Source organism: Leclercia adecarboxylata, assembly GCF_035787115.1.
Taxonomy (GTDB): Bacteria; Pseudomonadota; Gammaproteobacteria; order Enterobacterales; family Enterobacteriaceae; genus Enterobacter; species Enterobacter adecarboxylatus_E.
Genome location: NZ_JALKTL010000003.1, coordinates 615803 through 641728, shown reverse-complemented (window position 1 = coordinate 641728; position 25926 = coordinate 615803). Strand labels below are relative to the sequence as shown.

Below are 25926 nucleotides of genomic sequence, written 5' to 3'. Positions count from 1 at the left end.
TATTTCAGCTATTTGCTGTCACAATTTTTGCCTGCTTCAAATCGGGCGTCGCTGTCGGTGACCAGCGTTTTGACTCTGTCGCCGCTGTCCGTATTTGCCTCAAGCGTAAAATGCCCGTCGACGGTGAGCAGTACCGGTTTGGTATCACGTCCGCGCGCCGCCGCGTAATCCCGTTCCAGCTGGGCGTTATTCGCCACGCTCACCTTTTTGCCGGTGGCGCAATCGGTGAAGATCGCCGCATCAGCCATATAGAAATACATGCCGCGCATCGCCATTGGCGTCGCTGGCAGGGCAGCGGTTACCGGTGCAAGCGTGTAGTTAAACTGCGACTCAATCGGATTTCCCTCCCGATCGAGCATCTCCAGCCCTTCGCCTTTCGCCCGGAAATAGTGCTTTTCACCTTTGGTATCCGTCAGTACCAGCTTGTCAGCCGTTCGCGCCCAGGTACCGTAGCTGGCAAAAGAAGAAGGCGCTTTTGCCCCCTGATAATGCTGATTCATTACCCAGGTGCCGTCTTTTTCCAGAAACAGTGAGGTTTCGATACCTTCGCAGTCGGCGCAGGGTAAAACGCCCCGCCAGCTCTGCTGCATCGGTTTTAACGCCTCTTGCCGGGTCGGCTCCAGAACCTGCATCTCTGCACGGTTATGGCACCCCATCAGAACGAAGAGTGTGCTTGCTGCCACCACTGAAAATATCGCTGTTTTCACTTTAAATTCCTTATCTCAACCCGACTGCTACCCGTTAATCCTGAGGGCGTCGAACCTTGCCACGCAGTGCTTTGACGGTCGATTTTTGTGATTTCGAAGCCAGACGCCGCTCTTTCGAGGCGCGTGTTGGTCGCGTTGCCCGACGGCTTTTTTGCACTGTTGTTAATTCTTGTATTACCGCTACCAGCCGGGCAAGCGCGGCCTCCCGATTCATCTCCTGGCTGCGGTACTCCTGCGCCTTGATGATAATTATGCCATCACTGGTGATAAGGTGATGGCTGGCAGCGAGGAGGCGCTCTTTATAATACTCTGGCAGGCTGGATGCCCGAATGTCAAAGCGCAGATGAATAGCCGTTGAGGTTTTGTTCACATGCTGCCCCCCCGCTCCCTGGGCACGGATCGCGGTGATCTCGACTTCATGATCGGGAAGGCTGACGCTTCGGGACAGGACAATCATGAACGGGACTGCCAGGCTTCAGGATGAATTTCCAGATTATTCTCAGCATCCGATAACCAGATGGCACCATCCTGAATGGTTGCCTGCAGATTCATGGTGCGTCCGGCAAAGGCACTCAGTTTTGCCAGCTGTTCATCATCCAGATACCAGACAGACAGGTTGTCGAACTGGGCACACTTATTCTTGTTCTGCTGCCACCAGATCTCAGCTGCACGGCTGTTGTAGGTAAAGAGCGCCACCTCAGCAGACTGGGTGCAGGCTTTCTTAATGCGACGCTCATCCGGCAGGCCCAGCTCAATCCAGAGATCGATACCCAGATGATCGTTGAGCAGCCAGGCTTCCGGCTCGTCTTCCGCGCTTAAGCCGCGAGTAAACTGCAGACGTTCATTGGCATATTTAATCCATGCCAGCAGACGCAGCATCATGCGCTCCTGCGTTTCAGAGGGATGACGGGCCAGCGTTAATGTCGCATCCAGAAACTGATTGCGGTCTAAATCCGCCACATTAACCGCAGCTTTGTAAATTGTCGCTTTAAGCGCCATGAGAGAACTCCTTTCGAATCAGGTGCGCATTGTAGCGAAATCTCCGCCAAAAGGCTGTTACAGGCTCGAGAATGTCTGCGACATCAACCTGCTGATATTGCTTAAATGAGTATGGTATAGTCACCTTGCTAAACCGAGTTTATCTTCGTAGGCTTAATTGTATCTCACAGTAAAGTCAGTGCGCTGGCAGGAGGGGATGTGAATAATTATTGTGAGCTAATTCGCAAACGGTATGCGGAAATTGCCAGCGGTGATCTGGGGTATATCCCCGATGCGTTGGGCTGTGTATTGAAAGTTCTGAATGAAATTGCGTCGGATGACACGCTTTCAGAATCGGTCAGAGAAAAAGCAGCATATGCTGCTGCGAATTTACTGGTGAGCGATTATGTCAATGAATGATACCTATCAACCCATTAACTGCGATGACTACGACAATCTCGAGCTCGCCTGTCAGCATCACCTGCTTCTGACGCTGGCGTTAAAAGATGGCGAAGTCCTGAAGGCAAAAGCGAACGATCTCGTTTCCCGTAAGAACGTGGAGTATCTGGTCGTGGAAGACGGTGGCGCAACGCGTGAACTCCGTCTTGATAAAATTGCCAGCTTCAGTCATCCCGAAATCGGCACCGTGGTGGTGAGCGAGTCCTGATCCTGTGTAACGGGTAGCCTGCTGCCCGTTACGCTTTCCATTCCAGCTGTACGCCCCGCTCCGCTTCAGCCGCCCCTTCCCGCGTCACAAACACCCCTGCAGCAGCCACCAGCGTTTCTCCATAGAACAGCAGTGGCGTGGTATCCCGACGCCATGGGGCCACATTGAGTTCCTGCCAGATTTTTTTGATCTTACGTCCGCCGTTTCGCCCGACAATGTGCAACGTGCCGCTGGTGCGGAACCGCACCGTCACGGGCTCATTCGATCGCGGCAGACGAAGCACACCGCCCGGGCTTAAGCAAAGCGTGCCCAGCCCTTCCGGCAAGCGCAGGGGCTGATGTGGCAAGGGCCAGTCAATAACCCGATCGGCCAGGAAGGCGTGGCCTTTCACCCACCACAGTTGACCGCGAAAGCGGCGTATTTCCCCCTCGCCGGAACGCAGTCGCGGGGCCGCATCTTCCCGGGCCAGCACCACCTCATCCCAGATCCGATTAAGCATGGCGCGCGACGGCATTAATGCCCCGTGCAGGGCAAGCCATCTACGCAGCAGCGCAGCCCGACGCACCGCGCTCATCACCTGCAGCGGCGCGATAGCCAGCGCTCCCTCGGGGGAAACTAACGACGTCAGCTCGTCTGCCAGCAGCTCATCAAGCAGTTGCTCCTGCTCGGCGCACAGCATGGCGCTGCGTGAGGTGGCCTCGGCAAAATGCGGCCAGCGCTCTGACAGTAAAGGCAGGACGCGCAGACGCAAAAAATTACGGTCATAGCTATCGTCCTGGTTGCTTTCATCCTCAATCCAGCACAGACCATAGCGTTGCGCCCAGCGAAGCAGCGATTCACGGGGTTCACCAAGCAGTGGACGGATTTGTTCGGTGTCGGCAAAACGCGCCCGCGCAGGCATGGCTGACAGCCCTGCCGGGCCGCTGCCGCGCTTTAGCGCCAGGAGGAAAGTTTCGCTCTGATCGTCCAGATGCTGCGCCGTTACCAGCGCTTCACCGGGGAGGAGGTTTTCACGAAAGGCGGCGTAACGTGCTTTACGCGCCTGCGCTTCAATCCCCAGCCCCTCTTCAGCCAGCGTGACCCGGGCTACGATCAGCGGGATATGCCATTCGTGACAGAGGCTTTCACAATGCGCGACCCAGCTGTCGGCGTGGACACTCAGCCCATGATGAATATGGATAGCGCGCAGTTCGCGACCGGGTTCACGTTCACGCCAGTGCATCAACTGATGCAGTAATACCGTGGAATCCAGGCCACCGCTGAATCCCACCAGCAGTCGGCGGTACGGATGGAGGACTTGCTGAAGATCGGCTGGGGTCATCATCGTCATTTACACAGAAAGGTGCCCGGCACGTTACCGGGCATTTACTGGCGAAGCAAGCGTTACTGCTGGTACAGCTCCAGCGGCAGACCATCAGGATCGTTGAAAAAGGTGAAACGCTTCCCGGTAAAGGGATCGATACGGATGGCTTCACACTTCACGCCGTGAGATTCAAGATGCTCTATCGCCCGATCGATGTCATCTACGCTAAACGCCAGGTGACGTAATCCGCAGGCTTCGGGCCGGGACGGGCGCGCCGGCGGGAAGGGAAACGAAAACAGCTCAATGACATACTGACCATTCAGCGCCAGGTCGCCCTTCCAGGAATCACGCTCTTCGCGATAAAACTCACTCTGTAGGGTAAAACCCAGCGTATCGCAGTAAAACGCCTTACTGGCGGCATAGTCGGTGGCAATAATTGCAATGTGATGAACCTGCTTTAAACCCAGCATAGCCTCTCCTTATTCGTGTGCCTGAACGTTATATCCTAATCTTCATACCGTGCAAGGGGTCATGACGCTTTTAGGACCCGTACCCGATAGATGCCATTTTCATCCCGTTTTGCGCCATGGATATCGGTTTCAAAGCCGGGATAGTGACGGCCAATTGAGCAGAGCATTAACAGGAAATCGAGTACCGCCCTGCTCTTCTCGGTAATCATCTCTCCAGGCATAAGCAGCGGCACGCCGGGTGGATAAGGCAGGATCATATTCGCCGAAACCCGCCCGACCAGATCCTCAAGATCGACCGTTTCCACATCACCTTTTACCTGACGCTGCCAGGCGTGATGAGGCGTTAGCTTCATTTCCGGCAGAACATCAAACGCCTGCAGCATCAGTCGCGGCAGATCGTGTTGACGGATAAGTTTGTGGATCCCTTTGGCCAGATCCTGAATACGCATGTTGCGGTAAAAATCGGGATCCTCGGCATAGAGATCCGGCAGCATATTCTTAACCCGTAAATTCAGATCGTAGGCGCGCTTAAACTCCATTAAACCGCGCAGCAACCCCATCGCCCGGGTTTTGTCGATGCCAATACTGAAAAGGAACAGCAGATTGTACGGCCCGGTTTTTTCGACGACCACGCCGCGCTCGTCGAGGAATTTCGCTACCAGCGCCGCCGGGATCCCCTCTTCACTCATCTCCCCATGCTCGTCCATGCCCGGCGTGAGAATGGTGACTTTGACCGGATCGAGGAACATATGATCCGTATCGGCATCGCGAAAACCGTGCCAGCTCTCGCCCGGTGCAACCGGCCAGCATTCGGCTTCATCAATGTCGTCCGGCTGCCAGATATCGAAGAACCAGCCTTCGGCCTCATCCTTAAGACGCTGTACCTCTTTGCGAAAATGCAGCGCGCGCTCCACAGAGCGGTTTATCAGGCGCTTACCAGGATTACCGCGCAGCATCGCCGCGGCGGTTTCAATCGAGGCCACCAGCGGATAGCTGGGGGATGTGGTGGTATGCATCATAAAGGCTTCGTTGAAGGTATCTTCGTCGTATTCACCCTTAATGTGGATCAGCGAGGCCTGAGAAAACGCCGCCAGCATTTTATGCGTGGACTGGGTTTCGAAGAATACTTTTCCGGGCAGGCGTTCACCGCTCATTCCACTTTTACCGGCATAAATGGGGTGGAAATTGGTGTAGGGCACCCACGCTGAATCAAAATGGATCGAGGGCACATCCAGGGTCTGCTTCACCCAGTTGGTGTTATACAGTAAGCCGTCGTAGGTGGAGTTGGTGATTACTGCGTGAACCGGCCAGCTTGCCCCCGGGACAGCAGCCACTTTACGTTCTATTGCCGCGTGAGAAAATTCCCGCCGCGGGATCCCACCCAGAATACCCAGCGCGTTACGTGTAGGCGACAGCCAGAGCGGCACCACGTCGCTCATCATCAGCAAATGAGCCAGGGATTTGTGGCAGTTGCGATCGATCAGCAAGGTGCTGCCATCCGGCGCGGCGTACATGCCGACAATCTTATTTGATGTCGAGGTGCCGTTGGTCACCATATAGCTCTGCTCGGCGCCGAAAGTCCGGGCGATATACTCTTCGGCTTCAAGATGCGGGCCGGTATGATCCAGCAGCGATCCCAGTTCCGTCACCGAGATCGACACATCCGCCTTCAACGTGTTGCCACCAAAGAAATCATAGAACAGGCAGCCCACCGGGCTTTTCTGGTAGGCGGTCCCCGCCATATGACCCGGTGTGCAGAAGGTGTACTTCCCCTCTTTAACATAGGTGAAAAGCGCGCGGGTAAACGGCGGCGTGATGGTATCCAGGTATTCGCCGGTGTATTGCTGAATGCGGGTGGCGATATCCTCCGCAACCCCCAGAGAATATTCGAAGAACCATAGCGCCATTCGCATATCCTGGGCGCTGATATCCATCGTGGAGTGAGTATTAATAAAAGCATACAGCGGCAGGTATTCGTTGAGCTGATTGATATCACTACACAGCTCCAGATCGTACTCGTCCCAGTCGAAGATGACTCCGCAGATACGCGGATTGTGTTCGATGAATTTCAGTAGATCGGCGCTGTTCTGCGGCCAGATAAGTTGAAACCCGCGCGATGCCAGCGCCTGCTCCAGCTCCTTGATGGGTTCGTCTTTATAAAAGACGCCGTGCGGCCCCATAATGGCAATGATGTTCACGGTTTACCTCCTTGAAAAACATTAACTAAGCATAGTTGAGGTAAACAGCGGGTATAAAAAAAGCCGCACACTGTGCGGCTTTTAAGATTATTGCGTAGCTTATGCGTAGCCGTAGCTCATCAGACGCTGGTAACGACGGTTCAGCAGATCTTCTTTGCTCAGCACGTCGAGGTCTTCGAGGTCAGCCAGCAGCTGTGCCTTCAGAGAGGCGGCCATAACCTCTGGCTTACGATGCGCGCCACCCAGTGGTTCCGGGATAACGGTATCGATCAGCTTCAGCTCTTTCAGGCGTGGGGCGATAATACCCATCGCTTCCGCTGCCATCGGGGCCTTATCAGCGCTCTTCCACAGAATGGACGCACAACCTTCCGGGGAGATAACAGAATAGGTGCTGTACTGAAGCATATTCACTTTATCGCCCACGCCAATGGCCAGCGCGCCACCGGAGCCGCCTTCGCCGATAACGGTACAGATAACCGGCACGCTCAGACGCGACATCTCACGCAGGTTACGGGCAATCGCTTCAGACTGACCGCGCTCTTCTGCGCCCACACCCGGATACGCACCCGGTGTGTCAATGAAGGTGATGATCGGCATGTTGAAACGCTCAGCCATCTCCATCAGACGCAGAGCTTTGCGATAACCCTCTGGTGCTGGCATCCCGAAATTGCGGCGAATTTTTTCTTTCGTTTCGCGCCCTTTCTGGTGGCCAATAATCATCACCGGACGACCGTCGAGACGTGCAACACCGCCGACGATAGCTTTATCATCGGCATATGCACGGTCGCCTGCCAGTTCGTCGAATTCGTCAAACGCCAGGCGGACATAATCCAGGGTGTACGGACGCTGAGGATGGCGAGCCAGTTGGGCAACCTGCCATGCGCCGAGATCGGCAAAGATTTTGCGCGTCAGTTCTACGCTTTTTTCACGCAGACGATGCACTTCTTCGTCGATGTTAATATCCAGTTTTTCATCCTGACGGCCTACGGCGGTCAGAGAATCGATTTTCGCTTCCAGCTCTGCAATCGGCTGTTCGAAATCAAGGAAATTCAGACTCATAGTATTCCTGTATTAGTCAAACTCCAGTTCCACCTGCTCCGAACCAATGAGGCCACGGAGATCGTTAAGTAAACGATCGCTCGGAGAGACACGCCACGATGCACCAAAGCGCAACCGTGCACGCGCATCCGCCCTCTGATAGTAGAGATGTACTGGAATGGTCCCCGAGCGGTGGGGTTCCAGAGACTGACGGAGTCGGTTTAAAAGCTGGTCATCAATTTGCCTGTCCGTCAGCGAGATAGCAAGCCCGCGAGCATATTTTTCCCGGGCTTCGTCAATGTCCATCACTTCGCGGGCGGTCATTTTAAGCCCCCCGCTGAAGTCATCAAAGCTGACCTGTCCGCTGACGATAAGTATGCGGTCTTTTTCCAGCAACTGCTGATATTTATCCAGAGCGTCAGTGAATAACATCACCTCCAGCCGCCCGGAACGGTCATCCAGCGTACAGATGCCAATACGATTGCCGCGCTTGGTGACCATAACCCTCGCAGCAATGACGAGCCCCGCAGCCGTGGTCATCTTACCACGTTCTGTCGGATGCATGTCTTTCAGCCGGTAGCCTCCGACATAGCGCTCAATTTCTTTAATATACTGATTGATCGGATGGCCGGTGAGATAAAGGCCTAAAGTTTCGCGCTCGCCATCCAGCACGGTCTGTTCGGGCCAGGGCTGACAGCTGGCATAGGATTGTTCGATCTGCTCCGGCTCTTCTGCCAGCACGCCGAACATATCCGCCTGACCAATGGCTTCGGCTTTTGAATGCTGATCGGCAGCCTTCAGGGCGTCGGCAAGCGAGTTCATCAGCGCCGCGCGATGCGGCCCGAGACGGTCAAACGCCCCGGACATAATCAGTTTTTCCAGCACCCGGCGGTTGAGCTTTTTGATATCCGTGCGCGCGCACAGGTCAAACAGCTCGCGGAAATAACCGCCCTGGTTACGGGCTTCAATGATGGCTTCAATCGGGCCTTCACCGACGCCTTTAATCGCGCCGATACCATACACGATCTCCCCGTCGTCATTGACGTGGAAATGGTACTGACCGGAGTTGATGTCCGGCGGCAGGATTTTTAGCCCCATACGCCAGCACTCATCCACCAGGCCGACCACCTTCTCGGTGTTATCCATATCGGCGGTCATTACCGCTGCCATAAACTCTGCCGGGTAATGCGCCTTGAGCCACAGCGTCTGATAGGAGACCAGCGCGTAAGCAGCTGAGTGCGATTTGTTAAATCCATATCCGGCGAATTTCTCTACCAGATCAAAGATTTTCATCGCCAGTTCGCCATCAACGCCGTTTTTCTTCGCCCCTTCTTCGAAGGTGCCGCGCTGCTTGGCCATCTCTTCCGGTTTTTTCTTGCCCATCGCACGACGCAGCATATCCGCGCCGCCAAGGGTATAGCCAGAAAGCACCTGAGCAATCTGCATGACCTGTTCCTGATACAGGATGATGCCGTAGGTGGGCTCCAGTACCGGTTTCAGGCTTTCATGCTGCCACTGCACGTCCGGATAGGAGAGCTCCTCGCGGCCATGCTTACGGTCGATAAAGTTATCTACCATTCCCGACTGCAGCGGCCCCGGGCGGAACAATGCCACCAGTGCGATCATATCTTCGAAGCAGTCGGGTTGCAGACGCTTGATCAGGTCTTTCATGCCGCGGGATTCAAGCTGGAAGACCGCCGTGGTCTCCGAACGCTGCAGCATGTCGAAGCTTTTCTTATCATCCAGCGGGATCGCGGCGATATCAATCGGCGCCAGGCCCTGTTTGGCCCGGCGCGGGTTGATCATCTTCAGCGCCCAGTCGATGATGGTGAGCGTACGTAAGCCGAGGAAGTCAAACTTCACCAGGCCCGCATATTCAACGTCGTTCTTGTCGAACTGGGTGACCGGGTGCAGACCCGATTCATCGCAGTAGAGCGGCGCAAAATCGGTAATTTTGGTTGGTGCTATGACCACCCCACCAGCGTGTTTACCGGCGTTTCGGGTGACGCCTTCCAGCTTACGCGCCATGTCGATCAGCGCTTTGACCTCTTCATCCGCCTCGTAGATTTCCGGCAACTGCGGCTCCGCTTCGAACGCCTTCGCCAGGGTCATACCCGGGTCAGGCGGTACCAGCTTGGAGATGCGGTCGACAAAGCCGTACGGATGCCCCAGCACGCGGCCCACGTCGCGGATAACCGCTTTTGCCGCCATGGTACCGAAGGTAATGATCTGGGATACCGCGTCGCGGCCATACATGTCCGCCACGTGCTCAATAACCTGGTCGCGTTTCTCCATACAGAAGTCAACGTCGAAGTCGGGCATTGAGACACGTTCCGGGTTCAGGAAGCGTTCGAAGAGCAGGTCAAATTCCAGCGGATCGAGATCGGTAATTTTCAGCGCATAGGCCACCAGCGAGCCGGCACCCGAACCACGGCCCGGGCCTACCGGCACGCCGTTATCCTTTGACCACTGGATAAACTCCATAACGATCAGGAAGTAGCCGGGGAACCCCATCTGGTTGATAACCTGGAGCTCAACGTCCAGACGCTCGTCATACTCCGGGCGCTTCTCGGCGCGAAAGGCCGGGTCCGGGAAGAGGAATTCAAGGCGCTCTTCCAGTCCCTCTTTCGATTTCATGACCAGGAAATCTTCGGTGGTCATGTCGCCGGTCGGGAACTGCGGCAGGAAGTATTCGCCCAGACGGACGGTGACGTTACAGCGTTTCGCGATCTCCACGCTGTTCTCCAGCGCTTCCGGAATATCGGAAAACAGCTCGCACATCTCCTCTTCACTGCGCATATATTGCTGCGGCGAATAGTTGCGCGGGCGTTTCGGATCGTCGAGGGTAAACCCATCGTGGATGGCGACGCGAATTTCATGGGCGTCAAAATCGTCAGCGTTGATGAAGCGCACATCATTAGAGGCTACGACCGGCAACCCGTGCTCTTCCGCAAGGGCCACCGCAGCGTGCAGATAATTTTCTTCATCAGGGCGACCGGTACGAATCAGCTCCAGATAGAAGCGATCCGGGAAGTACTCTTTATAAAAATCGACGCACTGTTCCACCAGCGCGGTGTTGCCGCGCAGCAGAGACCGGCCGATATCGCCCATCCGTCCACCGGAGATGAGCAGCAACCCTTCATTCAGCTCCGCCAGCCACTGGCGATCGATCCAGGGGCCCTGCGCGCCATAGCCGCGCTGATAGGCTCGGGAGATCAACAGCGTCAGGTTCTGATAGCCGGTGTTGTTCAGCGCCAGGACCGTGATTTGCGTCATCTCATCGGCGAGAAGCTCACTCTGAACGTGAAAGTCGGCACCAATGACCGGCTTCATCCCGGCACCATGCGCCGTTCCGTAGAACTTCACCAGACCGCACAGGTTAGTGAAGTCGGTGATCGCCAGTGCAGGCATGCCAAGCGCGGCCGCCTTTTTCACCAGCGGCCCGGTCTTCGCCAGCCCATCAATCATGGAATAGTCGCTGTGCACCCGCAGGTGTACGAAACGTGGTTCAGCCATCTTCAGATTCCGCGTTACTTATTGGCGTCTTGATTCAGGACATCAGTCCCAGTGCGCGTTTTACCGGTCCAAAACTGCGGCGATGGTGCTCAGTTGCGCCGTGTTCTGCCAGTCTTTCCAGATGGAAAGCGGTAGGATACCCCTTATGCTGGGCAAAACCATACTGGGGAAAAGAGAGATCCAGCGCGGCCATTTCGGCATCGCGCGTGACTTTAGCAATGATCGAGGCGGCGCTGATTTCTGCGACCCGGCTGTCGCCCTTTACTACCGCCAGCGACGGCATGGGCAGCGCCGGACAACGATTACCGTCGATCAGGACATATTCCGGCACCATGCTAAGGCCGGCTACGGCACGCTGCATCGCCAGCATCGTGGCATGCAGAATGTTCAGTTCGTCGATCTCATGCGGTTCCGCCCGCCCCAGACTCCAGGACAGCGCTTTCTCTTTAATTTCATCGTATAACGCCAGGCGGCGCTTTTCGGATAATTTCTTCGAGTCATTCAGACCGATAATCGGACGAGCCGGATCGAGGATCACTGCGGCAGTCACTACTGCGCCCACCAGCGGCCCACGGCCCACTTCATCCACACCCGCTACCAGATGGGTGTGAGGGTAAACAAATTCCATCATTTCGCTAACTCCAGCACCGCGTCAGCCGCCTGCTCGTCGGCATTACAGCGGATCTGCTGATGCAGCTCCCGGAATGTATCATGCATTTCGTGGCTGGTTTTGCCATTCGCCAGTAGCGGCAGCAGCGCAGCGGCTAATGCCTGCGGCTCACACTCGTCCTGCAGCAACTCTTTTACCAGCTCACGCCGGGCAAGCAGGTTCGGCAGAGAGACGTAATCCGTTTTCACCAGCCGTTTTGCCAGCCAGAAGGTAAATGGCTTCATACGATAGCCCACCACCATCGGGCATTTCGCCAGCATACACTCCAGCGCAGCGGTGCCTGACGCCAGCAACGCAGCATCGCTGGCCACCATCGCTTCGCGGCCTTTGCCATCTAACAGATGAACATGCAGGTCGGGAGCCACCTCCGCCTTAATACGCTCGAACTGCTCGCGGCGTTTGGCATTTACCAGCGGCACAACCACTTCCAGGTCAGGATAAGTCTGGCGCAGGATCTGCGCAGTTTTCAGAAAATCAGCGCTGAGCATTTCGACTTCAGCACCACGGCTCCCCGGTAACAGGGCCAGGCAGTGGGCGTCATGTGGTATGCCGAGCTGGTCACGTGCCGCATTTTTATCGGGATCCAGCGGCATGGCGTCGGCCATAGTGTGGCCGATAAAGCGGCACGGGACGTTGAATTTATCGTAAAACGCTTTTTCGAAAGGCAGGAAGGCCAGCACCAGATGGGTCGATCTGCCTATTTTGAAAACGCGTTTCTGTCGCCACGCCCAGACGGACGGACTGACATAATGGATGGTTTTGATACCCTGCTTTTTCAGATTACCTTCAAGGGTAATATTGAAGTCAGGCGCATCGATACCCACGAACACATCGGGCTGAAGCTCGGTAAAACGACGCGTCAGATCGGCGCGGATATGGAGCAACCGCCGCAGACGTCCCAGCACCTCGACGATGCCCATTACCGCCAGCTCTTCCATTTCATACCAGGCTTCACAACCTTCAGCCTGCATCAATGGACCGGCCACGCCGACAAAGCGCGCGTTGGGAACGCGCGCTTTGAGCGCTCGAATCAGACCCGCACCAAGAATATCGCCGGAGGTTTCTCCGGCGATGAGGGCGATCGTAAGCGGGCGATTATCGACCATTAACGAATCATACCGCGGGTTGAGCGTGCGAAGAACTCCACAAACGCGTTCACCTCAGGATGCTGTTTCGCCAGTTCGGCAATTTCCGGCTTAGCCTCTTCCAGCGTTTTACCGTTACGGTACAACTGCTTGTAGGCGTTGCGGATAGCCATAATTGCTTCACGGCTGAAACCACGACGCTTAAGGCCTTCGATATTGACGCCAAACGGCGTCGCATGGTTACCCTGCGCAATCACATACGGCGGGACGTCCTGCGCCACGCCGGAGCAGCCGCCAACCATCACGTGCGCACCAATGATGCAGAACTGATGGACGGCGGTCATGCCGCCAATGATTGCAAAATCATCAACTGATACGTGCCCCGCCAGCGTTGCGTTGTTGGCGAGAATACAGCGGTTACCGACAGTACAGTCATGCGCGATATGCGCGTTGACCATAAACAGGTTATCGCTACCCACCTTCGTCAATTCACCACCCTGTACTGTGCCACGATGAATGGTGACGCTTTCGCGAATGCGGTTACGATCGCCAATTTCCACACGGGTTGGTTCGCCAGCATATTTTAGATCCTGGTTAACTTCACCGATGGAGGCGAACTGATAGATCACGTTATCGCGGCCAATGGTCGTATGACCATTCACAACGACGTGAGATTTCAGTACGGTACCCTCACCAATTTCGACATGGGGTCCAACAATACAGAATGGACCAATGTGGACGTTTGCACCGATAACGGCACCCTCTTCCACAATGGCGGTTGGATGAATAAAGGCGGTTTTATCAATCACGTATCAGGCCTCCCGGCTACGCGCGCACATCATGGTAGCTTCGCAAACAACTTTGCCGTCAACCAGAGCTACGCCTTTGAAGCGAGTCAGGCCACGACGCGTTTTTTCAAAAGTCACTTCCATGATCATCTGATCACCAGGTACAACCGGGCGCTTAAAGCGCGCTTCGTCGATACCTGCGAAGTAATACAGCTCACCCGGCTCCAGTTTACCAACGCTTTTAAACGCCAGAATACCGGTCGCCTGAGCCATCGCTTCCAGGATCAATACGCCCGGGAAGATAGGCTTCCCAGGGAAGTGCCCCTGGAAGAATGGCTCGTTTACAGAAACATTTTTCACTGCGCGCAGAAAACGACCTTCTTCAAAATCCAGCACACGGTCTACCAGCAAAAACGGGTAGCGGTGCGGCAGAAGTTCTAAAATCTCTTCAATATGCAGAGTATGAGTGTCAGTAGTCAAAATACTCTTCCTGTCAAAATATCTGAATGGCAATAATAACACGGCCTGCCGGTTTATAAGAAAGCCGACAGGCCGGGAAGTGTGCGTTAAACGGGTGAACGCTTAGTCTTGTTGATCGATTTTGCGCTCAATGGCCTTGAGGCGCTTGCTCATATCATCAATATTCATCACCAGTGCAGCAGTTTTACGCCACACTTTATTAGGCTGCAACGGGATGCCTGAGGAGTAGACACCCGGTTCGGTGATAGGACGCATAACCATGCCCATACCGGTGACCGTGACCTTATCGCATATTTCCATATGCCCGTTAATTACGCTGGCACCGCCAATCATACAGTAACGGCCGATCTTCAGGCTGCCCGCCATAATAACGCCACCGGCAACCGCAGTATTGTCGCCAATCACAACGTTATGTGCAATCTGGCACTGGTTATCGATGATAACACCATTACCGATAATCGTGTCATCAAGCGCACCACGGTCAATAGTCGTGCATGCACCGATTTCGACCCGATCGCCGATGATCACCCGGCCAAGCTGCGGGATCTTAACCCAGTTACCACGATCGTTAGCATAACCGAAACCATCCGAACCAATAACGGTGCTGGACTGGATCAGGCAATTTTCGCCAATTTCGATCTCATGATATACGGAGACATTGGCCCACAGGCGAGAGCCTGCACCAATTTTTGTTTTTTTACCGACGAAGCAACCGGCACCAATGACCACGTTATCGCCCAGCACGACGTCTGATTCGATAACCGCATTTGCGCCGATTGATACGTTGTTACCCAGCCTCGCCGTCGGGTCAATCACCGCACTGGGTGCGATGTTTTGCGCCGGCTGTGGCGTGGTATCGAGAATTTGTGCCATACGGGCATACGTCAGGTAGGGGTTCTTCACTACCAGCGCAGCACCTGCGGCAAACGGCAAATCGTCCTGCGTCATGACGACAGCAGACGCCTGGCAAAGCGCCAGATGTTCACGGTACTTAGGACTTACCATGAAGGTGATATTGCCTGCTTTAGCAGATTGCATGGACGCAACAGCGGTGATGACGATATCGCCATCACCGTGTAATTCTGCATCCAACTGCTGAGCTAAATCAGCGAGTCGAATTGAAGGCATTACTTATTTAACCTGTTTCAGGACATCAGCGGTGATGTCTTTAACATCGCTGCTGTTGAATGCAACGGCGTTAGCATCAACAACCAGATCGATGCTCTGATCGGCAGCAACGGCTTTCACAGCGGACTGGATACGGGTAACCAGCTTGCCGCGTTCTTCGTTAGAACGACGCTGACGATCCTGCTCAAAAGCCTGCGCTTTCTGAGAGAAAGTCTGACGCTGAGCCATTACGTCTTTTTCCAGCTTGCTGCGGTCGCTCGCTTTCATGGTAGAACCATCGCGCTGCAGACGCTGCATTTTGGATTGCAGATCGTTTTCCATACCCTGCAGTTCGCTTGCACGGCTTTTGAACTCGCCTTCCAGCTTGGCAGAAACACCGGTTTTCTGCGCAACCTGCTGGAACAAGTTACCCATATTGACGATTGCAATTTTGTCCGCTGCCTGAGCAGAAGTTGCCATCGCTAAACCGAGACCTGCAGCTAATAACCACTTTTTCACAATTAACTCCTTACCATCCCATTGGCACCCGAAGGTACCGTTCTTTGCGTGGCAAGGCGATCCTGCGATCGCCAGTTGTCAGCGCTACACTGCCAACGCATTCCTTTGCGACGGGCAATTACCAGGTTTTACCAATGTTAAACTGGAACTGCTCCGCTTTGTCTCCTTCGTATTTCTTAAACGGCTGGGCGTAGGAGAAGACCAACGGCCCCAGCGGTGACATCCATTGTAGTGCGAGACCGGCAGACATACGAATGTTGCCTGGATCGCTGTAGTCCGGAATACCCGCGGCTCGCGTTTCAGCCGTATTCTGCCAGTTAGTATCCCATACGGTACCCGCGTCCAGGAAGAACGAGGTACGTACGGAATTGGCATACTTATCGCTGATAAACGGCGTCGGGGTAATAAACTCCAGGCTGGCGACAGCCATGGCGTTACCACCGACTGCGTCATCAGAGCTACAGACGTTTTTGTTGCCTGCACCGTCAGTGGCTGGTTTATCGCAGTTATCTTCGTCGTTGCCGCCGTAGTAGGCCGCTTTCGGACCAATGTTGTTGGACTGGAAGCCACGCACGGTGCTTGAACCGCCCGCATAGAAGTTCTCATAGAACGGCAGTTCTTTGCCACCTAAACCATCGCCATAGCCCCAACGTGTACGACCCAGAACCACCCATTTGTGATCTTCGTCGATCGGGAAGTAGGACGCGGTATCAAGCGTAACCTTGTAGAACTCGTTGTCCGAGCCCGGAATGGTCACTTTACCATTCAGGTTGACGCGTGAACCTTCGGTCGGGAAGAAACCACGGTCGAGGCGGTTGTACGTCCAGCCATAGTTAAAGGTGAAGTCATCGGCGGCAAAGCCGTTGTCATCACCGGAGGTGCTCGCCGACTGCCCGATAGAGTCCAGATAACGCCACATCGCCACCTGAGGCTGCATGTTGGACAGGTCGTTATGCACGTAACCTAAGCCCGCACGCAGGGTGTTGTATTCATTGATCGGGAAGCCGAGCGTGCCGTCTAAACCGTAACTTTTGTTGGTATAGGACGACAGGTCTGCATCATCCGCTTTAAAGTCGTTATAGAAGATACGACCGCCCAGACTCACACCATCCACGGTAAAGTAAGGGTTAGTCACGGAGAGCTCAGAATAAGTCTGGTAGTCGTTCTTGGTACCGTTGATACCTACGGAGTAGCCCGTACCTAACCAGTTATCCTGCTGTACGCCCACCTGGAAGCTGACGCCACTCTCGGTGCCGTAACCGACACCAAAGTTAAAGCTACCGGTATTACGCTCTTTAACCTTGTAAACAACGTCAACCTGATCCGGTTTACCCGGAACACGCTGGGTGTCGGTATCAACTGTTTCGAAGTAACCCAGACGGTTCAGACGCTCTTTACCCTGATCAACCAGGTCGCTGCCCAGCCACGCGCCTTCCATCTGGCGCATCTCGCGACGCAGGACGGAGTCTTTAGAGGTGTCGTTACCCTCAAAGCGGATCTTACGCACGTAGAAACGGTTACCCGCATCGACGTTGACGTGAAGCTTAACGGTTTTATCCGTATCGTTGATTTCAGGCTGGGTCTGGACGCGTGGGTAAGCATAACCATAACGGCCGAGCAGCTTTTTAATGCCGTCTTCCATTTTGGTCACTTTCGAGCCGCTATACAGTTCACCCGGCTGCAGTTTGGTCAGGCTTTCGATCTCAGCAGAGTGACCCGCCAGGTTGCCACTCACTTCAACGCCAGAAAGCTTATACTGATCGCCTTCGGTAATGTTAACCGTGATGTAGATACCTTTCTTGTCCGGCGTAAGACTAACCTGCGTCGAGTCGATGTTGAAACGGGCGTAACCACGATCCAGATAGTAGCTACGCAGGGTTTCAAGGTCGCCTGCCAGTTTTTGCTTCTGGTATTTACGGTCACCTACCACGTTCCACCACGGCACTTCGTCTCGCAGCTGGAACGTGGAGATCAGTTCATCGGTGCTGAATGCATGGTTTCCGACGATGTTGATCTGCTGAATCTTCGCGGATACACCTTCCTGGAAGACCAGTTTCAGATCGACACGGTTACGCGGCAGCGGCGTCACGACCGCTTTTACGCTCGCGCTGTATTTACCGACGCTGTAGTAGAAATCTTCCAGCCCTTTCTCGATATCAGACAGGGTGGTGCGATCCAGGGATTCGCCGACACGGACGCCAGAGGCCTCAAGGTTCTGCTTGAGCATATCGTCTTTCACCGACTTGTTGCCGGAGAAAGTGATGCTGGCAATGGTCGGACGCTCCTTCACCTGAACCAGCAGCGTATCACCATCGCGCAGAACGCGAACGTCCTCGAAGTTGCCGGTGGCAAACAGGGCGCGGATGGTATTACTAATGTCTTCATCATTAACCGTGTCGCCTGGGCGCACTGGCATACTGAGGAGGGCCGCACCAACGGCGACTCGCTGAAGGCCTTCGAAATGAATATCTCTCACTACGAACCCGTCAGCACCGTATACGGTCGCGCTGCTAAACAGCAGCGACGCTATGAGCAACTTTTTCATCGCCATCGTTATTATGCGTTCTTCCTAACACTCTCTTACAACCGAGAGAAATCATTGAAAAGTGCAAGCCCCATTAACAGCACCAGTAAAATCGAACCAATGCGATAACTAAAGTCTTGAACTCGCTCGGATACCGGCCCGCCTTTTAGCTTCTCTATCGCTAAAAACAGCAGATGGCCCCCGTCTAAAACGGGAAGTGGGAACAGGTTGATTATCCCGAGATTCACGCTAATGAGCGCAAGAAACATCAGATAGTAAATCACCCCGAACTCTGCTGACATCCCAGCCCCCTGAGCGATCGAGATCGGCCCACTGAGGTTGTTCAGTTTTACGTCACCGGTAATCAATTTTCCCAGCATCTGCACAGTCAGCTTCATCAGTTGCCATGTTTTATCCGTGGCTTCAAGGATGGCGCTGAACGGCCCATACTGGCGTATTGTCTTGTACTCATCAGGTAGCGGGATCACTTTTGGCACCACGCCTGCGAACCCTTCAGCCTTACCGCTACCCGGTTTAGTATCCGGAATCAACGTTAAGGAGAGCGGGCTCCCCTGCCTTTCTATCTCCAGCGCCAGTGGCGTACCTGGATTATCACGCACCAGAGTAACAAAGGTCATCCATTGCGTTAAAGGCTGACCATCGACTTTAACGATCCTGTCGCCCGCTTGCAAACCCGCTTTACGTGCTGCTGAATCAACCTGGACTTCAGCCAGTACCGGTTCAATCTGTGCGCTTCGTGGCCGGATGCCTAATGCCGCGACAGGATCTTCTTTGTCCGGCTCAAACGACCAGTGGCGTAAATCCAGCGTTTTGTCCTGACGCTGCGCCGAACCGAAAGGTGACACGCTGACGGTGGTTTTCTCATCGCCAATTTTGGCAACCAGTTGCAACCGAACGGCATCCCAATCAGGGGTTTCGATACCATCAATTGCTTTAAGTTCCATGCCCGGATTAATTTGCGCGCTTGCCGCAATGGAGTTGGGTGTAATTTCACCAACAACCGGACGAACACCAGGGACACCGATGATAAACACCAGCCAGTAAGCAAAGATGGCGAAGATGAAGTTTGCAACCGGACCGGCAGCAATGATAGCGGCGCGCTGACCAACTGTTTTGTTGTTGAACGCGTAGTGGCGCATTTCAGGTGCCACCGACTCTACGCGTTCATCCAGCATTTTGACATAGCCGCCTAAGGGGATAAGGGCAATAACAAATTCTGTGCCGTGGCGATCGGTACGACGCCAGAGCGCTTTACCAAAGCCAATGGAAAAACGCTCTACCCGTACGCCACAGCGCCGAGCAACCCAGAAATGGCCAAATTCATGCACCGTGATAAGCACACCCAGTGCAACAATGAACGCCGCCAGATTCCAGAGAATGCTAAGCATAAAACCTTCCGTTAAATCGTCCCAAACACCAGCAAAAACAGGCAGGCAAACACGGGAACTGCCGCCGTCAGGCTGTCTATACGATCCAGAATACCGCCGTGCCCTGGAATAAGATTGCCACTGTCTTTGATCCCTGCTTCACGCTTAAACATACTCTCGGTCAAATCACCCAGCACGGAAGCCAGCGCTGCGACGATTGAACAGACCAATAATGTTGCCGGTGCGACCTCCAGGTTGGCCAGGACGCCATAACCCCAGGAGATAATCGCTGCCGTAAACAGACCGCCGATAAACCCCTGCCAGGTTTTGCCCGGGGAGACCTTCGGAGCCAGTTTATGTTTGCCAAACAGTTTACCAAACATATAGGCGCCAGAGTCAGCCCCCCAGACGAGAATCATGACATAAAGCAGCCATAACGCGCCGCTGTAAGGGTTGTCGTCGTAGTGCCAGGTGCGAAGGGCAAGCATTCCCCAGAAGAAAGGAACGATGGTAAACAACCCAAAGCAGAGGCGCAGCGCTTTCGAGTTACGCCACAGCGAGGCAGAACCCGGATAGAAGAGCACCAGCAGCAGCGCTGCCAGCCACCATCCCAGCGAAAGCCAGAGCGACCCTGCAATGATCGGCTGATGAATATTGTGATGGTACTCTGGCAGCATGAAGAGCATTAATGCCAGCATCAGGCCGCAAAGCACCGCCAGCCATACCCGCTGGGAACGCGAAGTAAAGCCGCTAAGCTGTCCCCATTCCCACGCCGCCAGCATGCAAACAACCAGTGTGACAATAGCAAATCCCACCGGAGGCAGTAAAAACAGCGCCGCGATGACAACAGGTATCAAAACAAACGCAGAAATCAGGCGATACTTCAGCAAAAGCTACCCCCATCAGGCGTTGTCGCCACCAGGCTCGGTACCACCGAAACGACGCTCTCGATTGGCAAAGGCATGCAGCGCACCTTCAAAGTCTTGTTCATCAAAATCGGGCCAAAGAACATCTGTAAAGTAAAGTTCGGCATAGGCAATTTGCCACAGCAAAAAGTTACTGATGCGATGTTCTCCCCCTGTCCTAATTACTAAATCCACGGGTGTAAGTTCACTCATGCAGATTTGCTTGCTCAGCGCCTCTTCATCAATCTGGTCCGGCTTTAAGAGCCCTTCCTGAACCTGTTCAGCCAAATGCCGCACACCCTGGACAATATCCCAACGTCCGCCATAATTCGCCGCGATATTGAGCGTTAAGCCGGTATTTTTCCCGGTCAGCGCTTCCGCTTTACGAATGCGTTCCTGGAGACGTGGGTTAAAACGACTGGTATCACCGATAATTCGCAGGCGAACGTTGTGGCGGTGCAGGCTTTTTACTTCGCTGTCGAGCGCCCACACGAACAATTCCATCAACGCGCTAACTTCCTGCGCAGGTCGATTCCAGTTTTCACTGCTGAAAGCATAGAGCGTTAACGCGTCAATGCCGTTATTGGCGGCAAAAGAAACCGCGCGGCGCACAGATTTCGCCCCAGCTTTATGCCCAAAGGCTCGGATCTTCCCTTGTCTTTTCGCCCAGCGGCCATTGCCATCCATGATGATTGCTACATGACGACAGCCATGAGCCGGCAAGTTCTCGCTTATTGGTTGGTTCGCAGACAACATAACGCGTTTTTGGTCCCTGAAAGGATTTAACGGTACTCAGGAATACTGAAGCCTTTACGTAAAAAAGCCGTGTCATACCACGGCTTACCTGACCACATAACATCAACTACCCGCAATCAGGTGGCGCAGACTATATCACTGAAGCCCAACGCTAACAAATAGCAAGACCACCCGCGGCTGGTTTATCACCAGCTTGCGAGGTGCGTCACCGCTTTTTGCGCCGTGAGCCTGGCTTCTGCATCGACGGTCAGAACGTCATCCACACTTTGCGGTTCGCGTAAATCCATCGCCTCAAGAACGGACAGGTTCAGCACAGCGATATCCGTAAAGCGGATCCGCTTTTCGAGGAAGGCGGCGACAGCGATTTCGTTCGCCGCATTGAGTGCGGTCGTCGCCGCTTGCCCCTGCTCGAATGCCTCCATCGCCAGCTTCAGGCACGGATAGCGCTGATAATCAGGCGCGCTGAACGTCAGCGCACTCAGCTTGCAAAAATCGAGCGGCTTGACCCCTGATTGCACACGGTTTGGCCAGGCCATTGTGTGGGCGATAGGCGTACGCATATCGGGTTCACCTAACTGCGCCATTACGCTGCCATCCAGATAACGCACCATGGAGTGGATCACCGACTGCGGGTGAATCAATACTTCCATTTGTGCTGCCGAGGCGTTAAATAACCAGCGGGCTTCAATATATTCCAGACCTTTGTTCATCATGGTGGCCGAATCAACGGAGATTTTACGCCCCATCGACCAGTTCGGATGACGGCATGCCTGATCGGGTGTCATTGAGACCAGTTCAGACAGCGGCGTGTCACGGAACGGGCCACCAGACCCGGTAAGCAGGATAGAAGATACGCCATTCTGCTCGAGATCAGCGTACCCCAGGTTTTGCTGAAACGGTTGCGGTAAACTCTGAAAAATCGCGTTATGTTCGCTATCTACCGGCAAAAGGCGTGCGCCATTGCGCTTCACAGCATCCATAAACAGACGGCCACAGGTCACAAGCGACTCTTTGTTTGCCAGCAAAACGGATTTTCCGGCATCAATCGCGGCAAGCGTAGGCAGCAGTCCCGCCGCACCCACGATAGCGGCCATGACCTGGTCGACATCATCCAGCGCCGCCATTTCGCAAGCAGCCTTTGGCCCACTCAGCACTTCGGTACGGCTCCCCTTCTCCGCCAGCAACGCCTTAACCTGCCGGGCGCTCGCTTCATCATCCATTACCGCGTAGCGCGGGGTGAACTCCAGACACTGTTCCACCATACGATGAACATTTTTGCCTGCGACAAGGGCGGCCACCGCGTAGTGGTCTGGATTATGGCGAACAACATCGAGAGTGCTGCAACCAATAGAGCCGGTCGAGCCAAGGAGAGTTAATTGCTTCATGAGATGCCCGGAAAAGTGAACCAGAAAAGCAAAACGCCGCCAGCAAAGCCCATAGGCCTTCTGTACGGCGTTTTATCAGATTACGACAGAAATCAGAACTGCATCAGTTCTGCTTCTTTTTCTGCCAGCGCCGCGTCAATTTTCTTGATCGCGGCATCGGTCAGTTTCTGAACGTCGTCCTGAGAACGGCGATCGTCGTCTTCGCTGATCTCTTTCTCTTTCAGCAGCGCCTTCACTTTATCGTTCGCGTCACGGCGGACGTTACGAACAGAAACACGGCCCTGCTCGGCTTCGCCACGAACCACTTTGATCAGGTCTTTACGACGCTCTTCGGTCAGCGGTGGCAGCGGAACGCGAATATCGGTCCCTGCTGAGCTTGGGTTCAGACCCAGATCGGACGCCATGATCGCTTTCTCAACGGCCGGGCCCATCGAGCGGTCAAAGACGTTGATTTTCAGCGTACGGGTGTCTTCAACCGTCACGTTAGCCAGCTGACGCAGTGGAGTCGGCGTGCCGTAGTATTCCACCACGATGCCATCCAGCAGGCTTGGGGAAGCACGGCCTGTACGAATTTTGCTGATTTGATTTTTGAACGCTTCGACGCATTTATCCATGCGTACTTCAGCATCTTTTCTGATGTCGTTAATCACGTTACGAATCCTTGAAAACTTGTCTCAGGCAGACTATCCGCCAGCACCACCGTTAAAAGATGTGCTAAGTATAGTCCCGTTTAATTCATGACAACGCCCGGGGCGTGTCCAGGTAAGAAACCCATAGAAAGTAGAGCGGAATCTTACCTGTATTTATCGTCGACGGAAATTATTCCGTGATCAAAGTGCCTTCTTTTTCGCCCATTACAACGCGACGCAGTGCGCCAGGCTTATTCATATTAAAGACACGAATCGGCAGTTTGTGGTCACGAGCCAGCGTGAAGGCGGCAAGATCCATAACTTTCAGCTCTTTATCCAGTACTTCGCTATAGGTCAGCTGATCGTACATGGTTGCAGCAGGATCTTTTGCCGGATCGGCAGTAAACACGCCGTCCACTTTGGTGGCTTTCAGCACCACATCGGCTTCGATTTCGATACCGCGCAGGCAGGCTGCGGAATCGGTAGTAAAGAACGGGTTGCCCGTACCGGCGGAGAGGATCACCACGCGGTTATTGCGCAGCAGGCTAATCGCTTCTGCCCAGCTGTAGTTATCACATACGCCATTCAGCGGAATAGCGGACATCAGGCGCGCATTCACATAGGCACGGTGCAGGGCATCACGCATTGCCAGGCCATTCATGACCGTTGCCAGCATACCCATGTGATCGCCCACAACGCGATTCATACCGGCTTTTGCCAGACCTGCGCCACGGAAAAGGTTACCACCGCCAATGACTACGCCAACCTGGATGCCCAGTTCAACCAGTTCTTTGATCTCCTGCGCCATGCGGTCAAGAATGCTTGCGTCGATACCGAAGCCTTCCGACCCCTGCAGCGCTTCGCCACTCAGCTTAAGCAGAATGCGTTTGTAAACGGGTTTTGCATTGGTAGCCATATTTCTTTCCTGGGACTGTCAACGATTAAGATGGGGTTAATTCCGGCGACATGATATATCGCATCTCAACACAGACACTATAGGCATCTGGCTGAATTACACAGACGTACACAAAAAGAAGCCGCCCTCAGGCGGCTTCTTTTCGCTGATTAAGACTGCTTGGACATTGCAGCAACTTCTGCTGCGAAGTCAGTCTCAACTTTCTCGATGCCTTCGCCCACTTCGAAGCGGATGAAGCCAGTTACGTCAGCGTTGTGCTCTTTCAGCAGCTGCGCAACAGATTTGCTTGGATCCATAACGAATGGCTGGCCAGTCAGAGAAACTTCGCCGGTGAATTTCTTCATGCGGCCTTCAACCATTTTCTCTGCGATTTCTTTTGGCTTGCCGGACTGCATGGCGATGTCCAGCTGAACCTGGTACTCTTTTTCTACCACTTCAGCAGAGACGTCTTCTGGCTTAACGAATTCTGGCTTGCTTGCAGCAACGTGCATTGCCAGCTGTTTAACCAGCTCTTCGTCAGCGCCTTTAGCCGCAACCAGAACACCGATACGTGCACCGTGCTGGTAGCTGTTCAGTACGTCGCCTTCGAGGATAGCAACACGGCGGATGTTGATGTTCTCACCGATTTTCGCTACCAGCGCAACGCGCTCTTCTTCGAACTGTGCTTTCAGAACTTCAACGTCAGTCACTTTACCCGCTACAGCTGCGTCCAGTACTTTGTCAGCAAATGCCTGGAAACCAGCATCTTTAGCAACGAAGTCAGTCTGGCAGTTAACTTCCAGAATCACGCCGAAGTTGCCTTCGATTTTGGTTTTGATCACGCCATCAGCAGCAACGTTGCCTGCTTTTTTAGCTGCTTTGATCGCACCGGATTTACGCATGTTTTCGATAGCCAGCTCGATGTCGCCATTTGCTTCAACCAGCGCTTTCTTACACTCCATCATGCCTGCGCTAGTACGTTCACGCAGCTCTTTTACCAGGGATGCGGTAATTTCAGCCATTCTAAAATCCTCGGGAGATGTGAACTGCCCGGCCTGCGGCCAAACAGTATAAATTGAAAAAAGGGGCCGGTAATGGGCCCCTATTCATACACGGTACTAATAAGGGGTAGAACCTTATTATTCAGCTTCTACGAAGCTTTCTTCCGCCTGAGAAGCCAGATCCTGGGAACGGCCTTCACGAACGGTAGTAGCTACAGCGCTCAGGTACAGGCTAACAGCACGGATTGCATCGTCGTTACCCGGGATAACGAAGTCAACACCGTCCGGATCGGAGTTGGTATCAACGATTGCGAATACTGGGATACCCAGGTTGTTAGCTTCTTTGATTGCGATGTGCTCGTGGTCAGCATCGATTACGAACAGTGCGTCCGGCAGGCCGCCCATGTCTTTGATACCGCCCAGGCTGTTTTCCAGCTTGTCCAGCTCACGAGTGCGCATCAGCGCTTCTTTTTTGGTCAGCTTTTCGAAAGTACCGTCCTGAGACTGGGTTTCCAGATCTTTCAGGCGCTTGATGGACTGACGAACGGTTTTCCAGTTAGTCAGCATACCGCCCAGCCAGCGATGGTTCACGAAGAACTGGTCGCAGCTGTTAGCAGCTTCTTTCACAGCTTCGCTTGCAGCGCGCTTAGTACCAACGAACAGAATCTTACCTTTACGGGAAGAGATCTTGTTCAGCTCAGCCAGGGCTTCGTTGAACATTGGTACAGTTTTCTCAAGGTTGATGATGTGAACTTTGTTACGTGCGCCGAAGATGAAAGGCTTCATTTTCGGGTTCCAGTAACGGGTCTGGTGACCGAAGTGAACACCAGCCTTGAGCATGTCGCGCATGGAAACAGTTGCCATGTTTTAAAACCTCTATTTAAAAGTTGGGGTTATGCCTCCACGTATCCCATATT

At 54.0% G+C, this 25926-nt stretch carries 25 protein-coding genes; 2 read left to right on the top strand and 23 right to left on the bottom strand.

Annotated features, from left to right (window positions below; translation table 11 throughout):
* Positions 1-8: 8 nt before the first annotated feature.
* From nlpE to MXM41_RS13795, 3 genes are read right to left on the bottom strand one after another with little or no spacing between them, the layout of a single operon-like run.
* Positions 9-707 carry an envelope stress response activation lipoprotein NlpE gene (nlpE, locus tag MXM41_RS13805; RefSeq protein ID WP_325932547.1) on the bottom strand — a complete coding sequence of 233 codons (699 nt, stop codon included), beginning with the start codon at positions 705-707 and terminating at the stop codon, positions 9-11.
* A 34-nt stretch (positions 708-741) separates the two neighbouring features.
* Positions 742-1164: an alternative ribosome rescue aminoacyl-tRNA hydrolase ArfB gene (gene arfB / locus MXM41_RS13800; protein WP_325932546.1), complete on the bottom strand. Its 423-nt coding sequence runs from the start codon at positions 1162-1164 to the stop codon at positions 742-744.
* Positions 1161-1706, bottom strand: a complete 546-nt coding sequence (locus tag MXM41_RS13795; RefSeq protein ID WP_039030292.1) for a YaeQ family protein — start codon at positions 1704-1706, stop codon at positions 1161-1163. Before MXM41_RS13795 ends, arfB begins: the two co-directional genes overlap by 4 nt.
* A 198-nt stretch (positions 1707-1904) precedes the next feature.
* On the opposite strand from MXM41_RS13795, the gene MXM41_RS13790 reads away from it, so the two are divergent.
* Together MXM41_RS13790 and rof are read left to right on the top strand one after the other, a co-directional pair.
* Positions 1905-2105, top strand: coding sequence for a YaeP family protein (locus MXM41_RS13790; RefSeq protein ID WP_325932543.1), 201 nt, complete (start codon positions 1905-1907; stop codon positions 2103-2105).
* Positions 2092-2352, top strand: a complete 261-nt coding sequence (gene rof / locus MXM41_RS13785; protein WP_039030294.1) for a Rho-binding antiterminator — start codon at positions 2092-2094, stop codon at positions 2350-2352. The genes MXM41_RS13790 and rof overlap by 14 nt, the downstream gene beginning before the upstream one ends.
* A 28-nt stretch (positions 2353-2380) precedes the next feature.
* Here rof and tilS read toward each other — a convergent pair whose 3' ends face one another.
* The 20 genes from tilS to rpsB all read right to left on the bottom strand — a co-directional run bounded on the left by tilS (position 2381) and on the right by rpsB (position 25873).
* On the bottom strand, positions 2381-3673 hold the full coding sequence (gene tilS / locus MXM41_RS13780; protein WP_325932578.1) for a tRNA lysidine(34) synthetase TilS: 1293 nt from the start codon (positions 3671-3673) through the stop codon (positions 2381-2383).
* A 62-nt stretch (positions 3674-3735) separates the two neighbouring features.
* Complete coding sequence (locus MXM41_RS13775; RefSeq protein ID WP_325932542.1) at positions 3736-4125, bottom strand: VOC family protein; 390 nt, start codon at positions 4123-4125, stop codon at positions 3736-3738.
* A 59-nt stretch (positions 4126-4184) separates the two neighbouring features.
* On the bottom strand, positions 4185-6323 hold the full coding sequence (locus MXM41_RS13770; RefSeq protein WP_325932541.1) for a lysine decarboxylase LdcC: 2139 nt from the start codon (positions 6321-6323) through the stop codon (positions 4185-4187).
* A gap of 99 nt (positions 6324-6422) precedes the next feature.
* Complete coding sequence (gene accA / locus MXM41_RS13765) at positions 6423-7382, bottom strand: acetyl-CoA carboxylase carboxyl transferase subunit alpha (protein ID WP_325932540.1); 960 nt, start codon at positions 7380-7382, stop codon at positions 6423-6425.
* A gap of 12 nt (positions 7383-7394) precedes the next feature.
* Complete coding sequence (gene dnaE / locus MXM41_RS13760; protein ID WP_325932539.1) at positions 7395-10877, bottom strand: DNA polymerase III subunit alpha; 3483 nt, start codon at positions 10875-10877, stop codon at positions 7395-7397.
* Positions 10878-10911: 34 nt separating this feature from the next.
* Positions 10912-11508: a ribonuclease HII gene (rnhB, locus tag MXM41_RS13755; RefSeq protein ID WP_325932538.1), complete on the bottom strand. Its 597-nt coding sequence runs from the start codon at positions 11506-11508 to the stop codon at positions 10912-10914.
* A complete protein-coding gene (gene lpxB / locus MXM41_RS13750; RefSeq protein WP_325932537.1) occupies positions 11505-12653 on the bottom strand; it encodes a lipid-A-disaccharide synthase in 1149 nt (382 codons plus the stop codon). The genes rnhB and lpxB overlap by 4 nt, the downstream gene beginning before the upstream one ends.
* Complete coding sequence (gene lpxA / locus MXM41_RS13745; RefSeq protein WP_325932536.1) at positions 12653-13441, bottom strand: acyl-ACP--UDP-N-acetylglucosamine O-acyltransferase; 789 nt, start codon at positions 13439-13441, stop codon at positions 12653-12655. The genes lpxB and lpxA overlap by 1 nt, the downstream gene beginning before the upstream one ends.
* 3 nt (positions 13442-13444) lie before the next feature.
* Positions 13445-13900 carry a 3-hydroxyacyl-ACP dehydratase FabZ gene (gene fabZ / locus MXM41_RS13740; RefSeq protein ID WP_007373234.1) on the bottom strand — a complete coding sequence of 152 codons (456 nt, stop codon included), beginning with the start codon at positions 13898-13900 and terminating at the stop codon, positions 13445-13447.
* A gap of 102 nt (positions 13901-14002) precedes the next feature.
* Complete coding sequence (gene lpxD, locus MXM41_RS13735; RefSeq protein ID WP_325932535.1) at positions 14003-15028, bottom strand: UDP-3-O-(3-hydroxymyristoyl)glucosamine N-acyltransferase; 1026 nt, start codon at positions 15026-15028, stop codon at positions 14003-14005.
* A gap of 3 nt (positions 15029-15031) precedes the next feature.
* On the bottom strand, positions 15032-15526 hold the full coding sequence (gene skp / locus MXM41_RS13730) for a molecular chaperone Skp (protein ID WP_039030303.1): 495 nt from the start codon (positions 15524-15526) through the stop codon (positions 15032-15034).
* A 118-nt stretch (positions 15527-15644) separates the two neighbouring features.
* Positions 15645-18077, bottom strand: a complete 2433-nt coding sequence (bamA, locus tag MXM41_RS13725) for an outer membrane protein assembly factor BamA (protein ID WP_325932534.1) — start codon at positions 18075-18077, stop codon at positions 15645-15647.
* 29 nt (positions 18078-18106) lie between these two features.
* A complete protein-coding gene (gene rseP / locus MXM41_RS13720) occupies positions 18107-19459 on the bottom strand; it encodes a sigma E protease regulator RseP (RefSeq protein ID WP_325932533.1) in 1353 nt (450 codons plus the stop codon).
* A gap of 11 nt (positions 19460-19470) precedes the next feature.
* Positions 19471-20328 carry a phosphatidate cytidylyltransferase gene (cdsA, locus tag MXM41_RS13715; RefSeq protein ID WP_325932531.1) on the bottom strand — a complete coding sequence of 286 codons (858 nt, stop codon included), beginning with the start codon at positions 20326-20328 and terminating at the stop codon, positions 19471-19473.
* A gap of 12 nt (positions 20329-20340) precedes the next feature.
* The gene (gene ispU, locus MXM41_RS13710) at positions 20341-21099 is read right to left on the bottom strand and encodes a (2E,6E)-farnesyl-diphosphate-specific ditrans,polycis-undecaprenyl-diphosphate synthase (RefSeq protein WP_325932530.1); all 759 of its coding nucleotides are present in this window, start codon (positions 21097-21099) and stop codon (positions 20341-20343) included.
* A gap of 185 nt (positions 21100-21284) precedes the next feature.
* Positions 21285-22484, bottom strand: a complete 1200-nt coding sequence (gene ispC / locus MXM41_RS13705; protein ID WP_325932528.1) for a 1-deoxy-D-xylulose-5-phosphate reductoisomerase — start codon at positions 22482-22484, stop codon at positions 21285-21287.
* A gap of 92 nt (positions 22485-22576) precedes the next feature.
* Positions 22577-23134 (bottom strand): ribosome recycling factor, encoded by a 558-nt coding sequence (frr, locus tag MXM41_RS13700; protein WP_103178334.1) that lies wholly within the window; start codon positions 23132-23134, stop codon positions 22577-22579.
* Positions 23135-23303: 169 nt separating this feature from the next.
* On the bottom strand, positions 23304-24029 hold the full coding sequence (gene pyrH / locus MXM41_RS13695; protein ID WP_032616613.1) for a UMP kinase: 726 nt from the start codon (positions 24027-24029) through the stop codon (positions 23304-23306).
* A gap of 149 nt (positions 24030-24178) precedes the next feature.
* Positions 24179-25030 carry a translation elongation factor Ts gene (gene tsf / locus MXM41_RS13690; protein WP_325932527.1) on the bottom strand — a complete coding sequence of 284 codons (852 nt, stop codon included), beginning with the start codon at positions 25028-25030 and terminating at the stop codon, positions 24179-24181.
* Positions 25031-25147: 117 nt separating this feature from the next.
* Complete coding sequence (rpsB, locus tag MXM41_RS13685) at positions 25148-25873, bottom strand: 30S ribosomal protein S2 (protein WP_103178332.1); 726 nt, start codon at positions 25871-25873, stop codon at positions 25148-25150.
* Positions 25874-25926 lie beyond the last annotated feature (53 nt).

What these genes read in the sequence shown, in the direction of transcription:
- accA (WP_325932540.1), bottom strand. Translation starts at nt 7,382, where the DNA reads ATGAGTCTGAATTTCCTTGATTTCGAACAGCCGATTGCAGAGCTGGAA.
- dnaE (WP_325932539.1), bottom strand. Translation starts at nt 10,877, where the DNA reads ATGGCTGAACCACGTTTCGTACACCTGCGGGTGCACAGCGACTATTCC.
- tsf (WP_325932527.1), bottom strand. Translation starts at nt 25,030, where the DNA reads ATGGCTGAAATTACCGCATCCCTGGTAAAAGAGCTGCGTGAACGTACT.
- lpxB (WP_325932537.1), bottom strand. Translation starts at nt 12,653, where the DNA reads ATGGTCGATAATCGCCCGCTTACGATCGCCCTCATCGCCGGAGAAACC.
- ispC (WP_325932528.1), bottom strand. Translation starts at nt 22,484, where the DNA reads ATGAAGCAATTAACTCTCCTTGGCTCGACCGGCTCTATTGGTTGCAGC.
- tilS (WP_325932578.1), bottom strand. Translation starts at nt 3,673, where the DNA reads ATGACCCCAGCCGATCTTCAGCAAGTCCTCCATCCGTACCGCCGACTG.
- MXM41_RS13795 (WP_039030292.1), bottom strand. Translation starts at nt 1,706, where the DNA reads ATGGCGCTTAAAGCGACAATTTACAAAGCTGCGGTTAATGTGGCGGAT.
- rseP (WP_325932533.1), bottom strand. Translation starts at nt 19,459, where the DNA reads ATGCTTAGCATTCTCTGGAATCTGGCGGCGTTCATTGTTGCACTGGGT.
- ispU (WP_325932530.1), bottom strand. Translation starts at nt 21,099, where the DNA reads ATGTTGTCTGCGAACCAACCAATAAGCGAGAACTTGCCGGCTCATGGC.
- MXM41_RS13775 (WP_325932542.1), bottom strand. Translation starts at nt 4,125, where the DNA reads ATGCTGGGTTTAAAGCAGGTTCATCACATTGCAATTATTGCCACCGAC.
- rpsB (WP_103178332.1), bottom strand. Translation starts at nt 25,873, where the DNA reads ATGGCAACTGTTTCCATGCGCGACATGCTCAAGGCTGGTGTTCACTTC.
- pyrH (WP_032616613.1), bottom strand. Translation starts at nt 24,029, where the DNA reads ATGGCTACCAATGCAAAACCCGTTTACAAACGCATTCTGCTTAAGCTG.
- rnhB (WP_325932538.1), bottom strand. Translation starts at nt 11,508, where the DNA reads ATGATGGAATTTGTTTACCCTCACACCCATCTGGTAGCGGGTGTGGAT.
- bamA (WP_325932534.1), bottom strand. Translation starts at nt 18,077, where the DNA reads ATGGCGATGAAAAAGTTGCTCATAGCGTCGCTGCTGTTTAGCAGCGCG.
- rof (WP_039030294.1), top strand. Translation starts at nt 2,092, where the DNA reads ATGTCAATGAATGATACCTATCAACCCATTAACTGCGATGACTACGAC.
- arfB (WP_325932546.1), bottom strand. Translation starts at nt 1,164, where the DNA reads ATGATTGTCCTGTCCCGAAGCGTCAGCCTTCCCGATCATGAAGTCGAG.
- lpxD (WP_325932535.1), bottom strand. Translation starts at nt 15,028, where the DNA reads ATGCCTTCAATTCGACTCGCTGATTTAGCTCAGCAGTTGGATGCAGAA.